This is a genomic window from Mucilaginibacter sp. (genome assembly GCF_036383575.1).
In the GTDB taxonomy this organism is placed as follows: Bacteria; Bacteroidota; Bacteroidia; order Sphingobacteriales; family Sphingobacteriaceae; genus Mucilaginibacter.
This window is the reverse complement of the sequence record NZ_DASVOB010000784.1, coordinates 1-15924: the sequence shown is the minus strand read 5'-3', so window position 1 is coordinate 15924 and position 15924 is coordinate 1. Positions and strand designations below refer to the sequence as shown.

Here is a 15924-nt window from a genome sequence, read left to right as displayed (position 1 = left end):
CGTAAAACAACAAAATGGAAGTGGATTCAGATTGGAAGGGGGGACTATGACCATAAATAACCAGATAACCTTTACAAATCACAGTGTTACCAGCCAGAACGGCGCTTACTTTACGGTGAATGCCCTCACATCATATAAAACAACTAATACGATTGTAAATCCAACATTAATCCTTAATGCCACAAACGCTATCGGAACGATACCTGTACCTTATGCGTCCTGTAATTTTTACGGTGACCACGGAGGTAAAGCTACTGTTAATTATAAAGGGGCAAACCCTGTGATTTATACAACCTCGGTTCAGGGTTTTGGCCCTGGCGGCGGGCCTGTAAACCCAAACGCGGCTACAGATCGTACTTATGACAACCTCATTATACAAGGCAGCGGCACTGCTATTATTGGTGGTACAACGGCTGGTCAAACAAGTTATTTAAATATCGATTCCACATTTACCACAAACTCAAATGTGTCATTTTCCAATGCAACCAGTACAGCTACAAGGGTTGGTGTTACGGGTTCAATAGCCGCCACCTGGACAAATAATGCTGCTGCAACCATTACCGGCGGAAGCGGGGCCACTGCTATTAATGGCTCGTTAACTAATGCCGGAACAATGAACATGGGAAGTGGAACATTAGATATCAATGCATCTCTTTCTAATTCAGGGACTATGAATATGGGTACCGGGACATTAACTATAGCAAAGGATTACACCAATACCGGAACCTTTACCCCCAACGCAACCCCCACGATTACTTTTGATGGCACAACACAAACCCTTACGGATGCGACCTCTACTGGTACAAATTTTTATAATGTAACGTTTACTACCGGTGGAACAAAAACAATGGCCTCTGGCAGTAAGTTTACCGTTGCGCCAACTTATACTTTAAATGTAAATACATCATCAACCCTTGCTGTCGGGAGCAGTACAAGCACAACAGCGCTGACATTACTGTCTACCTTAGCAGGCGATGCCAGTATTGGCACGCTTGCGGCTGGTACTATTACTGGCAATATAAATGTTCAGCGTTATGTAAAGGGTACTTTGCGGCGTTACATGCTGATGTCGTCGCCTGTTACAAATACAACATCGGCATTTACATCGGGGTCCCTTACCACTTATAATCTTTCGCCGCTCTTTGCAACAACGTACATTACCGGACCTGGTGGTGCAACAAATGGATTTGATGATGCCACGGCGGCTACAGCGAACAGTCCATCGGTTTTTGTTTACGATGAAAACGCCCCTGTTACTTCAAATGTAAATCAGGTGGTGAACAATGAATACAAGCCTTTTAGTTCAATAAGCCAGGGGTTGCCTCCGGCGAATGGTTTTTTATATTATTTCAGAGGGAGCAGGACCGGTGTCACTAATCCTTTCGTGAGGCCATTTCCTGCAACTGATAATGCCACACTGAATTTTTTTGGTGCCGTCATTAAAGGTTCTGGAGCCAGTAATGCGCAACTAACAGCTAATATTGTCAATTTTCCAAGCACTGTGCCAACCTATTATACTGCTACAGCAGTAAGTGCCCCGCAAACCCTGTCATATTCTTCAACCACCCCTGCAATAAAAAAGGGGCTTAATCTTATCGGGAATCCGTACGCTTCGGTAATTGACCTCCATGCGCTATATCTGGCAAATACTACCAATAAGTTTTACTACATGCTGATAAAAGATGCCAGTACCGGAACAAACAGCTCGTCTACCAAATTTGTTTTATACGACGCCAGTACCGGCTCTATCGGGACGGGGGCAAGTCGCTATGCCTTATCAGGGCAAGGTTTTTTTACGGTAGCTACATCTGCATCAGCCATTAAGTTTGATGAAACAATGAAGGTGGCTTACTCAAACTATAGCTTAGCTCTTCCATCTCCCCCGGTGTTTAATGTCGTAGGCAACCCTACAAAAAATATTTCGGCTTCATTAGCCGCAAGCAAACCTGCCAATGATGTTGAAAGCACTTTGCCTCGCCTTACTATGGAACTGGTACAGGACACCATTATACACAACTCTACCGATATTAATTTTGACGGTAACGCTGTCGCTAAATTTGTTCCCGGCGAAGATGCACCATACTACCAGCCATCGGGGCAGGGCGATCTGTTTTACTCGCTAAGCAGCGATTCGATAGGTTGTTTTGCTAATTACACGGGCAACCTCGAGAAATTAAAACGTGTTAACCTCATTGTAACTTTCTCAAATTATGGTGTGTACAAACTTACATCGCCTGTAAAAAAGAATATTGACGCACGGTATTCTATCTATCTGAAAGATAAATACACCAATGATTCACTTGATGTTGTACATAACTCCGAATATGCATTCAAAGTAGAGTCTAATGCGGCAAGTTATGCACATGACAGGTTTTACCTTAAAATCGGCATAGTTCCTGGTCACGATTATCGTTTACTGAGCTTTACCGGAAAGAAAGTCTTAGAAGGGATATCGCTAAACTGGGAAAGTAACAATGAAAGCAATTTTACCAAATTCGCTGTTCAGAAAAGCGCGGATGGTGGCAAAACTTTTTTAACTATAGATAGCCTCCAATCAACGGGGGCTGGAAAATACACTTATACCGATCAAACTCCCGGCAGCGGGCAGGTAATTTACCGCCTTAGTCAAAACCTCGTAACCGGCGAAAATAAACTGTCTGATAACCTCAGTTTTGAGATACAACCAGGTGCTGGTGTAAATAAATTCCTGGTATATCCAACCGTGGTTTCGGCCAGTACAGTTAATATAAAGTTAGAACAAACGTCCTCCAGGCCTGTCAGAATCAGCATAGTTAGTCCTTCGGGGGCTATTGTCAAAAAACTATCGGCAACAGGCACAAATACCATTCAAGAAAATGTTAACGGTTTGAGCCGGGGGCTTTACATCGTAGTTGCGGTTAATGAAAACACAGGAGATAGAATTGGGAGCGGAATGTTTTTTAAACAATAACAGTATGTCTGTATTACCTATGATAAAGTCAAAATGGAAAACCATATTAGCTATTATAATAATCAATTTACTTACTGTATCCTGGAGCTTTGCCGATCCTGGAGATGGCCTTTGTGATGGTAATGATGGGGGGCCGGATGGTTGCCCCCTGGATACTTGGGTATGGGCGTTGATTTTAGTAGCTGTATTGTTTACTGCACGGCATCTGGGCTGGAAGAATAAGATCAAAACAAGGCAGGCATAATCCTATTGCGCTCTATCTTAATTTAATCAAATCATAGGCAATAACCATTCACTACAAAACCTATCGGCTTGAAAATAAAGAACCCTTTAAAATGAAACGCCTAACTGTAGTCCCGTACTGATAGAAGCGGGCTGATCATTACCAAATCTAACAGGAATGGGAACCGAAACAAAAAAACTGGCATCCTTACCTTTTTTAATGACCTGATTAAATACCGGTGTTACACCAAAGCGGCCATTTGTTTCAAATGCCATACGCCCGATGAAAGTAAAACCATGCTTAAATCGAAACATGGCACCGGGATGAAACAATACCGTATTAACTTTTGAAATATTTTTTTCTGTGCGTATGGCAGGTGCAACCTCAAAGCTGATACCGAATTGATCGCTTTTAAGAATATTTACCCCGAAAGGGAAACCAATGGTGTAGACATCGCCGAAATTACTCCTAAAACCATCCTTTGTCCAGGCACCAATTGGGTTAAGGATACTGAAGTAGCCCGTTACCCTTGGATAGGTTGGGGATTGCTGGGCGAAACTAATCTTGAAAATGAATAATAATAAAACAATAGTGGTAAGGTATTTAAACATATTAAAGGGTTTTGATCAGGAAACCGATGATTGCAGCGATCCCGATAATGTAAGGTTCCTGAAGCTTTTTGATGTAGATCAATGCTAACACAGTGGCAATAGCGATCAGAGAGGTGGGAATGTCGATCACAGACCGCAATCCAATGATGATCACGGAGCCAACCAGTGCGCCGATTACCGCAGCGGTGATGCCATCTACGAATGCCTTGATACTTGTGTTTTTTGCTATCTTTTTAAAGGATGGCGCAAGGGCCACGGTGAACATATAGCACGGAAGAAAAGTTGCCAATGCGGCTACGCACGCTCCGGGAAAACCGGCCACCAAATAACCGATAAACCCCACAGTGATAACTACTGGGCCTGGTGTGATCATGGCCACAGCAACCGCATCAACAAATTGGTGTTCATTTAGCCAGCCAAATTCTTTCACCACTCCGCCGTGTAAAAATGGCACAATAGCCAGGCCACTGCCAAAAACAAATGCACCCGCTTTGGCGAAAAACCAACCGATTTCCTGCAAGGTTTTTCCATCATATTTCCAAAATCCTGTACTAATTAAAATTCCGGCAGGCAATACCGACGGCTTTTTGAGCCATTGTGGCGGCGCTTTGATCAACATGTATAAAAAACCACAAGCCAGGAACAAAAGAATTTCTTCCCGTTCGGTAATAACCGTTATTACTATGCCTGCAATATAGAAAAGCCACAATAGCCATTTGGCTTTCATGGCAGGTAATTCAAACTTGCTGATCGATTTAATGGTCAATTTATAGGCACTCATAGCTATAATGCCGATGACAGCCGCGCCAACGCCGTAAAATACCGCCTGCATCCAGGCCAAACCGCCGTAAAGCTGATAAGCCATCCCCAACAATACCACCATAATGAAGGAGGGTAACACGAAAGCCAGCCCGGTCAATGTAGCGCCGATAAGCCCGTAATGCACAAAGCCTATGTAAATACCTAACTGCGCGGCTAATGGCCCCGGAGCCAGTTGGGCAAGGGCCAAACCCTCTTTATATTCTTCCTCGGTAAGCCAGCCTTTACCCTCTACCAGATCGCGCTGCATATAGCCAACCAAAGCAACAGGGCCGCCAAAACCCCACGCGCCTAACTTGAGGAAATACCTGGTGATATCCAATAGAGAATAGGCCGGTTTAATGACTTGTCCTTTCACTACATCTTCATATTATCTATATCGCCATTTTTCTTGCCCAATACATCCAATGCAGCCCGAAAGCCCTGCGCCAGGGTTGCGGCGTTGCCTCGGCCATAATAATGCAGAAAAATCATGCGTGGTTCATCGCCCAGCATGTGATTATGCACAGCCACAACTTCCAGGTTATGTGCGCGGAGGGTCTTGATTACGCCATTCACTTCACTTTGCAGCATGGCGATATCACCTGCGATATGAGCATCCTCCTGTTTACCGGCGAAAGAAGCCCAACTGTTCAATCCAATATTGGTGGTCATTTCCACATCCATTGCTATGATCTTCAGATCAGTACGACCAATGGTATATTTATATGTAGGGCCATTCACAGTTCCTGTATATTTTACAATAGCATCCAAAGCAGGCAGATCAAAGTTCTCTTTACCTGTAACAGTAGCAGGTGCGGATGATGCTGGTTGATTAGCCGGGAATAGTTTACTGTCCCTGATCGTATCGGCATACTTTTTAGCTATTTCTGCAACGGTACCCATTCCGTGGATGTGCATATAGAAGATGCGTGGTTCCTCGTAAAAGAAATGGTTATGAATTGCAGCGATTTCCAAACCATTGGCATGTGCTGCCGAAATGAGCGGGTTAACTTCGTCCATTTGCAATACCGTATCACTCATAACCATAGCTGATTTGCCGTCAATAGTTTTCTTGAACGACACCCAACCACCGAAACCAAAAGGAATTGGTACTGGTTCCCCCTTGATCTTCATCTTCAGATCGTTACGTGGCAGCGGTATGGTATAAACAGCTTCAGCCTCCTTATAACTGCCTTTTTTACCCAAAGCAGCATCTATCGCAGCTATTTCATCAGGCGTTAGAGGCCGTGTGTTGCCCACTGGAGGCAATGTTGCGGCTTCTATTTTACCAACTGGTAAAAATAAGGCGGTACCTAAAACCGCAGTGGCCTGTAAGGCTTGTCTGCGGGTCAACATATTTGTTTTCATGAGGGGTATATTATATTAACAATACAATATTACCCACATGAAACTCCTTAAACTTGTATGGAATTAACTATTTGTATCCTTTTTACTTTTCAGGATACTTTTCTTATATGCCGATGGGGTTTGCCCGGTTTGCTTCTTGAAGATCCGGTTAAAATGGCTTTGATCTGAAAAGCCGGTGAGGTAAGCTATCTCTGTTAATGAATAGGAGGTATCTGTCATTAAACCAATCGCTTTCTCTATCCTGAGCTTACGGATATAATCACCAAACGAAAGGTTATCAAAATACTTAGAGAACTCCCGGGACAGGTAGGCCGGGTTGATCTCCAGATCATTGGATACCTGCTGCAAACTCAGGGCCATGTTGGTATCAAGCTGATCCTGTATCATTTCTCTGAGCTCTTTAGCCCAATCAGGAGCTTTCTTTGAAGTACTTTGTTTAATATATTTGTGAAATACCTCCAATAGCATCCATTCAACCGGCCCGGCTTGGGTATGTTTTAACTGGTGCAGATGTTTTGCCCAACTATATAATCCATCATAAATGGTCATTCCCAATTCCAGCAACTCCTGGTCGTCTTTAATATTATAGGCCAGCCCGGAAAATATCGCTTCAAGCCCGGCAGATTGTGGTGCAAAATCATGCCGGTCGGTATCAGCTCCACGTACAATCGCAGCAATCCTACTGAGCGCCGCATCTTTCAACTGGTGTTTTTTGATGAAGTAGTCAAAAGTGCATTGATCTTCGTAATGAGTGTATTCCACATCCGGAAGGTCAAACGGGATCGCGTTTAACTCATCGGCTTTTGTCAATACCTGTTCAAACGGCATGAAAATAATTTCGGCTTCTTTATCAATAAAGCGCTTGATCAGCCATGGACAGGCGATGCGGTCAATCTTTGGGCGTTCACGGGTGATCCATTTCATCTGCTTAATTCAGGTCACAAATGTAATCAAGAACCTTGCAGTCTCATAAAAAGCAAAAAGAACCTTCAAAGATTAGCATAAGGCAGGGATAAGCCCCCTATGCAAGCAATTAAATTGAAGTAGTTTTAACGCTAATGCTGAAGTTTCAAACTTAGCGGATTAGGGTAATTGTCGCTCTGGTCTTCGGCCACATTGTCAAGGCACTTAAAGTCTTTTTCAATAAGCAGGTACATTTGGCTGTTATTGCTTTCGTAACCAACACGCTCGGTGCTTGTCCATTCAATAGCCATGGTAACAGGCATATACATAATTATAGTATTATCGCTAAAGCCCGCAGTTAAAAATTCAGTAGCAGAGCGTTGCAGAGCATATTTAAATACCTGAGCACCAAAGTTGGTGGTTTCTTCCAGGTATCCATCCCTGTCGAAGTTTTCCACGTCGGTTTTGGTTAAGCGATAGCGCAATGAGTTTCCTTTTATCCTGATTTTCATTTCTTTTAGTTTTTTACGTTAACAACATCGCCTATAATAATAATAGCGGGGTAGGTAAGCTGATTATCGGCAGCAATAGCTACAAGATCACTCACTTTTCCCTTTGCCGATTTTTGATTTGGTAATGATGCGTGCTGAATAATGGCCGCCGGTATGTCTCCCTTGCCCGCGTTTATATAGGCCGAAGCAATTTCAGCCAGTTTTTTCATCCCCATATATATAACAACTGTTGCGTTGCTATGCATGGCGCAGGTTAAATCAGCAGATAGACTGCCATCTTTCTTGGTGCCGGTCACCATCCAAACACTTTCGCTCACCTGCCTGTGGGTTAGGGGGATATCTTCCAGCCCGGATGCCTGCATGCTGGTTACACCTGGGATATAATGCGTGGTAATACCATGCTGACGGGCGTAAATGATTTCTTCAAATCCGCGACCAAATATAAATGGATCGCCGCCTTTTAACCTTACCACGTTGCCTTTGGTAAATGCATAGTGCTTTATTAATTCATGAATTGTTTCTTGCGGGGTATAATCACCATAAGGTTGCTTGCCAACGTACACCTTTTCACAATCATCCCGGCTTATCGCCAGTAATTCCTTGTTAGCCAGGTTGTCATATAATATCACTTTTGCCTCCTGTAATACCCTATACCCCTTCATAGTCATCAATTCTGGGTCTCCGGGGCCGGCTCCAAGCACAAAAAGTTCGGGATTTTGTATTTGTTTTTGCATTTTATTAAATTTATGATCAAAAATTAGACTAACAAGCCTTTTTATTTAAATGATTTTGTAAAAATCACAAAATCAATTGAAAAAAATCGCTTAAATAATGATATAAATTATATCAATAGCACTAATTTATGAAAATGAACACCAATAATCATGATTTATTTAATAAAAAAATGAAATTAAATTTCTATTTGATGTTTTTTTGAGTTATAATTGTGATATAAATGAGATCAGGGTCGCAGTTGATTCATTTTTAGTTTGAAAATTGCTTTAACATTTAAAAAAATTCGATATGTCAAAACCAACCATCATTGTTGTTGGCAACGGTATGGTAGGTTATAAGTTTTGTGAAAAACTTTTAGCCAGATCAACACAGTTCCAGATAATTGTTTTTGGCGAAGAGCCGCGTCACGCCTACGATAGGGTACACTTAAGCGAGTACTTCAATGGCAAAACCGCCGATGACCTGTCGCTTTCCACCTTGTCATGGTATTCAGACAACAACATCGCGCTGCACCTGGACGATCCCATCCAGGAAATTAACCGCACCGAAAAAACGATCCATTCACTAAAAGGCATTACCCTTAAATATGACTACCTGGTTTTAGCAACCGGTTCTTCGGCTTTTGTGCCCGACATTCCGGGTATTGAAAAGGAGGGTGTTTTTGTATATCGCACCATTGAAGATCTGGAGTTGATCAAAGCCTGCGCAGTTAATGCAAAATCAGGAGCCGTAATGGGCGGTGGCTTACTGGGACTGGAAGCTGCTAAAGCTTTAATAGACCTCGGCATTACAGAGACCCACGTTATTGAGTTTGCACCACGCCTGATGCCCCGTCAGATAGATTCGGCAGGGAGCAATATGCTGCAAATGAAATTAAGTCAACTGGGCTTGTATATTCACTTAAATAAAAGCACTGCAGCCATTACCGGCGATAAAAAAATCCATTCGTTAAAATTCAATGACGATAGTCAGCTTGCGGTAGATATGCTGGTTATATCTGCAGGTATCCGCCCGCGCGATGAGCTGGCTAAGCTGGCCGGCTTACATGTTGGAACCCGTGGCGGCATTATTGTGAACGAAAAAATGCAAACCAGCGATGAATACATTTATGCAATTGGCGAATGTGCGTTATATGAAGGAATGATATATGGTCTGGTTGCTCCGGGCTATGAAATGGCTGATATTGTGGCCGCCCATCTAACCGAAGCCGACAAGAGCTTTTACGGCTATGACATGAGCACCAAACTAAAGCTGATCGGTGTTGATGTAGCCAGCTTTGGGGATGCCTTTATTACAGAGCCAGATTGTCGTACTATTTTGTTTGAGGATACCCATAAGGGAATTTACAAACGCATTAATATTACAAACGATGGCAAGAATCTTTTAGGTGGTATTTTAATTGGCGATGCGGATGCTTATAATATGCTGCTTCAAACTGTCAATAATAAAATAGTACTGCCACCAGATCCGGAAGATCTGATATTGGGCTCCAGGGGAGGTGAGGCCAACGCGGGCGCTGGCGTAATGGGCTTGCCCGATGACGCATTGATCTGTTCATGTGAGGCGGTTACCAAAGGAGCGATTTGTTCAGCCGTAAACGAAGGTGGCGTTACCGGCATTGACGGCATGAAAAAATGTACCAAGGCCGGCACGGGCTGCGGTGGTTGCGTGCCATTGGTTAAGGATTTAATTGCCGGCACTATGAAGGCAAATGGGCAGTATATTAAAAATGTCATCTGCGAGCATTTTGATTACTCACGCCAGGAACTATTCGATCTCGTTAAAATCAACGAGCTAAAAAACTACGACCTTGTACTTGATCATTACGGCAAGGGCGATGGTTGCGAGGTTTGCAAGCCGGTTGTGGCCAGTATCTTATCAAGCTTATGGAATGATGTTATTGTAAAACAGGAAGTAATACAAGATAGCAACGACCGCTTCTTGGCTAATATTCAAAAAGGCGGCACGTATTCTGTTGTGCCTCGCATCCCGGGCGGTGAAATTACACCTGATAAACTGATCGTGATTGGTCAGGTTGCTAAAAAATACGGATTATATACCAAAATAACAGGCGGCCAGCGTATTGATATGTTTGGCGCGCACCTGAGTGACTTGCCTTTAATTTGGGAAGAACTTATTGACGCTGGTTTTGAAAGCGGACACGCTTATGGCAAAGCACTTCGTACCGTAAAAAGCTGCGTCGGCAGCACCTGGTGCAGGTTTGGCTTGCATGATAGCGTAACTTTTGCCATCGAGGTAGAGGATAGATATAAAGGTATCCGCGCGCCGCACAAAATTAAAGGCGGTGTAAGCGGTTGTGTGCGGGAATGCGCCGAAGCGCAATCGAAGGATTTTGGAATTATAGCTACAGAAAAAGGCTGGAATTTATATGTATGCGGCAATGGTGGCTCTAAACCACAGCATGCTCAGCTATTGGCTACGGATATTGATAAAGAAACAGTGGTAAAATATCTGGACAGGTTTCTAATGTTCTATATAAAAACCGCAGACCAGTTAACGCGTACCGCAACCTGGCTTAATAAGCTGGATGGCGGCATGAGTTACCTTAAAAATGTAATAGTAAATGACAGTCTCGGACTGGGCGAGCAACTGGAGGAGGAAATGCAGGCATTAGTGAATACCTACCACTGCGAGTGGAAAGAAGCTGTTAATAGCCCCGCATTACGCAAGCGTTTTGCTCACTTTATTAATGCCCCCGACGAAAAAGACCCCAATGCTCAATTTGAGCCAATGCGCGAGCAGGTACGCGCCAAAGAGTGGTAGATTTTAGGCTGAAAAATTCAAAACTCTTAGCCTAAGAAGAATTAACTATTGATCAAAAGAAAACACAATGGAAGCAGCAATAGCAACACAATGGATTATGGCTTGTCATGTTGATGATGTGCCGGAAAATGGCGGGTCATGTATTAAACATGGCGATGAGCAGATAGCGATATTTAACTTTTCCCGTCGCAATGAGTGGTACGCAACCCAAAATCTGTGTCCTCATAAACAACAAATGGCTATATCGCGTGGGATGATAGGTAGCGCAGGCGAAACCTGCGAACCCAAAGTAGCCTGCCCGTTTCATAAAAAAACATTTTCATTGCTTACGGGCGAATGCCTGGGCGAAGAGGAGTTGGCAATAAAAACCTATCCGGTAAAAATAGCCGATGGAAAAGTTTTCATAGGAGTGTATTAAGCGGGTTTGCTTGCGCGAGACATAAGACCGGAAGATACTCATATTAAGCGCCGTTACCAAAAAGGGTAGTGGCGCTTTTTCATGCGCGGGGTTTTTGTTTTAGAGAAAAATACAGCCAGATTTTTAATGCATATCTTTTTAGAAGGAAATTATCAGCGCTATTGTGTGATTTTTACACTATGTATTAAGATAATTTCATCTGATTGAATTTTCACGATATTTTAAATTGAATTTTATGATTTTTTTACAATTTAAAACTGATTTTATTTAATGTAAGGCAAAAAATACTGACCCAAGTGGCTTATTTTGTTATTTGAAAATAATTTTTAGTGAATTTATCGACTTTAAATTCATTTTTTAAAGATTAAAAAATTGTTAAAAATGTATTTATGCTGTTTTTGACTGTTTCTAATTTGAGTTTTTATTAAAAAAATAAGTTTTTAATGATTTTAATCATAAAAATTCATTTTAAAATTCGATTATTTGTATCCAATCATTAAATAAGTTATATTTATGGTAATTAAACAGACAAATAAATCAAAAAAGATGGAGCCTATGGTAAAAATCAAAAATGCATAAAAAAACCCTGCCGGGAGGTCGCATTCCCAAACAGGGTCAAATAGTTTTTAATCGCTTTAACAAATAAAAAACCATTTCAAATGTACAAAAATGTATCTAATCAATACACTATTGGAAAAATTCTATTAATTATATCATGTTTTGTTTCTTATAATGCCTCTGCGCAGCTTACTTTAACTGGCCAGATCAAAACAAGGGGCGAATTACGTGATGGTTATGGAACTTTAGAACCGATAGGTAACAAAAATGCGGCCTTTGTGTCACAACGAACGCGGCTCACCTTTAATTATAAAAGCAGCAAGCTTATTTTTCAAACATCTGTACAGGATGTCAGGCTTTGGGGCCAGGATGCCTCAACCATTACTATTAATGACGGAAGTCGCCTAAGCCTGCACGAAGCCTGGGCCGAACTGATCCTCTCCAACAAAAAAGACACTTCCTTTAAAAAATCCCCTTTTGATTATTTTGCGGTAAAAATTGGCCGACAGGAGATCAGCTATGATGATGAACGCTTGCTTGGTGCTACCGATTGGATCCAGCAAGCCCGCCGTCATGACGCTATCGTATTTAAACTACTGCAAAGCGGCTGGCAGGTTGATCTCGGCGCAGCCTTTAATCAAAGTTCAGATGCTATTAACTATAATGGCACCTATTATACTCCTGCCAATGTGCCCGCTACAGTAAAGGATAGCAAAGGCAATTTGGTTAATACCCCTGCCGGGCTTATTCCGCTGGTGAATGCTTCAGGCATCAGTACTAAAACCGGTAACCCTTCATTTTTAAATCCGCCCGGCACTAACGGGCAAAACCAAAACTATAAAGCTCTTGAATATCTCTACTTTGTTAAAAAAATTAATAAAACTAAAATAACCGGTCTTTTCCTTGCCGATCAGTTTGCCAAATACAAGCTCGATTCGGTAAAAAATACATCCGGCGAAGACGTTGGTTACATATATGGTCGCCGGTATAACCAGCCGGGCGTTAATACCCGCTACACAACCGGGTTGCTCCTTAACCCTGTTTTCGGCAGTAAAGATGAATGGGCCGCTACCGGTGGTTTTTACTACCAGGGTGGGCATGACCGCGATGGCGCCGAGTTGAGTGCCTATACTTACACCGCATCTTTATCATACAAAAGCAGCAACTTGACTTATATAGCCGGCTGGGATTATCTGTCAGGAAACGATGCGTTATCTACCTCAAAAACCAACCACCGGTTTGATCCATTGTATGGTACGCCGCATAAGTTTTGGGGGTATATGGACTATTTCTACGCTGGTAGCGGATCTCCAACCGGAGGCTTGAGCAATCCTTATGTTAAAATCAAATATCTATCAGATAATAAGCGACTTAGTACTGAATTGTCCAACCATTACTTCTTATTGGCTAAAGACCAGAAAGGTACTGACGGACAAGCTATCGATAAATATCTGGGTACTGAGTTTGATTTGATCAATAACTATAAGCTTAACAAATTCACCGCAGTCGAATTGGGCTTATCATATATGGCCGCAACCCACAGTATGGAGTATGCTAAAGCTTTAACGCCGGATGCCAACAAGCTGCACCCATTTTGGGCATACCTGCAGCTTAATATCAAACCCGAGTTTTTGAACAAGTAATAGCCTAAGGCCGGGTGCCTGAAGCCATAAGAAAATATTTAATGACCTGCTTTAATTAAAAAAACGATCATGGAAAAACAACTTACCAAACTCAATATATTTTCACTTAAGGGTGTTCAAATGCGCACCTTCCATATTACTTGGCTCATGTTTTTTGTGTGCTTTTTCGGTTGGTTCGGCCTGGCACCATTGATGCCAACCATCCGTGCCGAACTGCATTTAAGTAAAGGCCAGGTAGGGAATACTATCATTGCATCGGTAGCGGCTACAATTATAGCCCGCCTCATTATAGGTAAACTTTGTGATACCTGGGGCCCGCGCAAAACAGCGGTCAGGCTATTAATTATTGGGTCGCTACCTGTGTTTTTAGTGGGCCTGGCTCATGATTACACTTCATTTTTATTGTTTCGCCTCGCTATCGGTGTAATAGGTTCATCGTTTGTAATTACCCAGTTTCACACCTCGATGATGTTTGCACCCAATATAAAAGGTACTGCCAACGCGGTAACCGGTGGCTGGGGTAACCTTGGCGGCGGTGTAACCAATATGGTGATGCCTTTAATATTTGCCGCTATAGTAGGTGCCGGCTTTACTAAAGCCGAAGCATGGAGATACGCCATGATAGTTCCCGGTGTGCTGATGCTGGTAATTGCCTTTGTATACTGGAAGTTTACCAAAGACACGCCTAATGGCAACTATGATGAAGTAGGCCACGCCAAAACCAATCCATCCAAAACAGATTGGTCAATATTAGCCGACTGGCGCGTTTGTGCCCTTCCCATGGCTTACGCTATGTGCTTTGGTATGGAGATCACTTTTGATAACGTAGCTTCATTACATTTTGTAGATACTTTTCACCTGTCGCAAAGTTCGGCTGGTTTCTGGGCAGGCATATTCGGTTTCATGAACATCTTTGCCCGTGCCTTAGGCGGTATTGTGTCTGACAAAGTTGGCGGCAAATTCGGTATGCGTGGCAAAGGCTTGCTTTTGGCTGGCGTGCTGCTGATGGAGGGTATCGGTCTTATCCTGTTCGCTCAATCGGGTAGCCTGGCAATAGCTATTATTTCCATGCTTTCATTCGCACTGTTCCTTAAAATGTCAAATGGTGCTACTTACGGTATAGTGCCTTTCATTAACAGTAAAAATGTTGGGATGGTAAGCGGCATTGTAGGTGCCGGTGGTAACCTTGGCGGGATGCTGTTCGGTTTTCTTTTCAAATCGGAGCACATTACCTATGTACAAGCATTTACCTACATCGGTATAACCGTTATGGTAGTATCCGCGATTGTGCTGATCACCCGTTTTCAAAAACAGGCCGAACCACAAACAGTAGACGAACCAGCTTTAGCCTTAGGAGCTTAAAACCGAAGGTTTAAAGCAAAAAGCAATAGAAAATAACAACATAAATATAAAAAGAGCTTTCGGCTTTCAGCCTTAAGCTTTTAGCTTGAACAATGTCTAACAAACGCCCTCAAAATACATTTAAAAGCACCTGCTGCTACTGCGGGGTAGGTTGCGGCGTGGTAATAAATAAAGAAAAAAACGGTAGTATCACGCTTGAGGGCGATAAGGACTATCCCGTAAATAAGGGGATGCTGTGCAGTAAAGGTCTTAACCTGCACTACACCGCTAATGACAAAACCGACAGGCTGCTGTACCCTCAGATGCGTTATAACAAAAGCATGCCCATGCAAAGGGTAAGCTGGGATGATGCATTGGAGCGTACAGCAGCCATTTTTAAAACCTTCATCAATAAATATGGGCCGGATTCGGTGGCGTTTTATGCTTCAGGTCAGTGCCTTACAGAGGAATATTATGTTGTAAATAAGCTGATTAAGGGTTTCATCGGCAGTAATAATATCGATACCAATTCGCGGTTGTGCATGAGCAGCGCGGTTGCTGCCTATAAAATTGCGTTGGGTGAGGATACCGTACCGGTTTGCTATGATGATATTGAGCTGGCCGATTGCTTTTATGTTACAGGGGCTAACCCGGCCTGGTGCCATCCTATTTTATGGCGAAGGGTTGAAGCCCATAAAACGGCTAATCCTGATGTAAAGATCATTGTAGTTGATCCGCGGGTTACAGATACCTGCAGCACTGCCGATCTGCACCTGCAATTGAATCCGGGCACCGATATTACTCTGAATCATGCTATTGGCAGGGTGTTGATAGAAAACGGAGACATTGACGTTGATTTCGTAACCAAGCATGCTGATGGTTTTGAGCAATACAGCAAACTGGTATTTGAACGTACCCTGGCCGAATCGGCTGCTATTTGTGGGGTAAGCGAAAGCAATATTCGTCTTGCTGCCAAATATATCGGTGAGGCAAAAGGCTTTATTTCGATGTGGACAATGGGCTTAAACCAAAGTTCGGTTGGCGTAAATAAAAATTTAAGCTTGTTGAACCTTAGTT

12 protein-coding genes and 1 pseudogene are annotated in these 15924 nt (G+C 42.8%); 7 read left to right on the top strand and 6 right to left on the bottom strand.

Annotated features, from left to right (window positions below; genetic code table 11):
* Nucleotides 1-2950 (top strand): annotated as a pseudogene (locus VF500_RS27900) (hypothetical protein); the annotation flags it as partial.
* 4 nt (nucleotides 2951-2954) lie between these two features.
* On the top strand, nucleotides 2955-3194 hold the full coding sequence (locus VF500_RS27895) for a hypothetical protein (protein ID WP_330862799.1): 240 nt from the start codon (nucleotides 2955-2957) through the stop codon (nucleotides 3192-3194).
* Nucleotides 3195-3280: 86 nt separating this feature from the next.
* Here VF500_RS27895 and VF500_RS27890 read toward each other — a convergent pair whose 3' ends face one another.
* The 6 genes from VF500_RS27890 to cobA form a co-directional block, all read right to left on the bottom strand.
* A complete protein-coding gene (locus VF500_RS27890; protein WP_330862798.1) occupies nucleotides 3281-3784 on the bottom strand; it encodes a hypothetical protein in 504 nt (167 codons plus the stop codon).
* A 1-nt stretch (nucleotide 3785) separates the two neighbouring features.
* Nucleotides 3786-4961 (bottom strand): chromate transporter, encoded by a 1176-nt coding sequence (locus tag VF500_RS27885; RefSeq protein ID WP_330862797.1) that lies wholly within the window; start codon nucleotides 4959-4961, stop codon nucleotides 3786-3788.
* Nucleotides 4961-5953: a DUF1259 domain-containing protein gene (locus VF500_RS27880; protein ID WP_330862796.1), complete on the bottom strand. Its 993-nt coding sequence runs from the start codon at nucleotides 5951-5953 to the stop codon at nucleotides 4961-4963. Before VF500_RS27880 ends, VF500_RS27885 begins: the two co-directional genes overlap by 1 nt.
* A gap of 63 nt (nucleotides 5954-6016) precedes the next feature.
* On the bottom strand, nucleotides 6017-6877 hold the full coding sequence (locus tag VF500_RS27875; RefSeq protein ID WP_330862795.1) for a chromate resistance protein ChrB domain-containing protein: 861 nt from the start codon (nucleotides 6875-6877) through the stop codon (nucleotides 6017-6019).
* A 131-nt stretch (nucleotides 6878-7008) separates the two neighbouring features.
* Nucleotides 7009-7368, bottom strand: coding sequence for a DUF7009 family protein (locus VF500_RS27870; RefSeq protein ID WP_330862794.1), 360 nt, complete (start codon nucleotides 7366-7368; stop codon nucleotides 7009-7011).
* A gap of 5 nt (nucleotides 7369-7373) precedes the next feature.
* Entirely contained in the window at nucleotides 7374-8102 is a 729-nt protein-coding gene (gene cobA / locus VF500_RS27865) for a uroporphyrinogen-III C-methyltransferase (protein ID WP_330862793.1), read from the bottom strand.
* Nucleotides 8103-8391: 289 nt separating this feature from the next.
* Between cobA and nirB the strand changes: the two genes are divergently transcribed.
* The 5 genes from nirB to VF500_RS27840 all read left to right on the top strand — a co-directional run.
* A complete protein-coding gene (gene nirB / locus VF500_RS27860; protein WP_330862792.1) occupies nucleotides 8392-10887 on the top strand; it encodes a nitrite reductase large subunit NirB in 2496 nt (831 codons plus the stop codon).
* Nucleotides 10888-10954: 67 nt separating this feature from the next.
* Nucleotides 10955-11305, top strand: a complete 351-nt coding sequence (nirD, locus tag VF500_RS27855) for a nitrite reductase small subunit NirD (RefSeq protein ID WP_330862791.1) — start codon at nucleotides 10955-10957, stop codon at nucleotides 11303-11305.
* Nucleotides 11306-11964: 659 nt separating this feature from the next.
* Complete coding sequence (locus VF500_RS27850) at nucleotides 11965-13506, top strand: alginate export family protein (RefSeq protein ID WP_330862790.1); 1542 nt, start codon at nucleotides 11965-11967, stop codon at nucleotides 13504-13506.
* A 69-nt stretch (nucleotides 13507-13575) separates the two neighbouring features.
* The gene (locus VF500_RS27845; RefSeq protein ID WP_330862789.1) at nucleotides 13576-14868 is read left to right on the top strand and encodes an MFS transporter; all 1293 of its coding nucleotides are present in this window, start codon (nucleotides 13576-13578) and stop codon (nucleotides 14866-14868) included.
* A gap of 92 nt (nucleotides 14869-14960) precedes the next feature.
* Nucleotides 14961-15924, top strand: a 964-nt coding sequence (locus VF500_RS27840; protein ID WP_330862788.1) for a molybdopterin-dependent oxidoreductase, incomplete at its 3' end; no start/stop codon positions are given.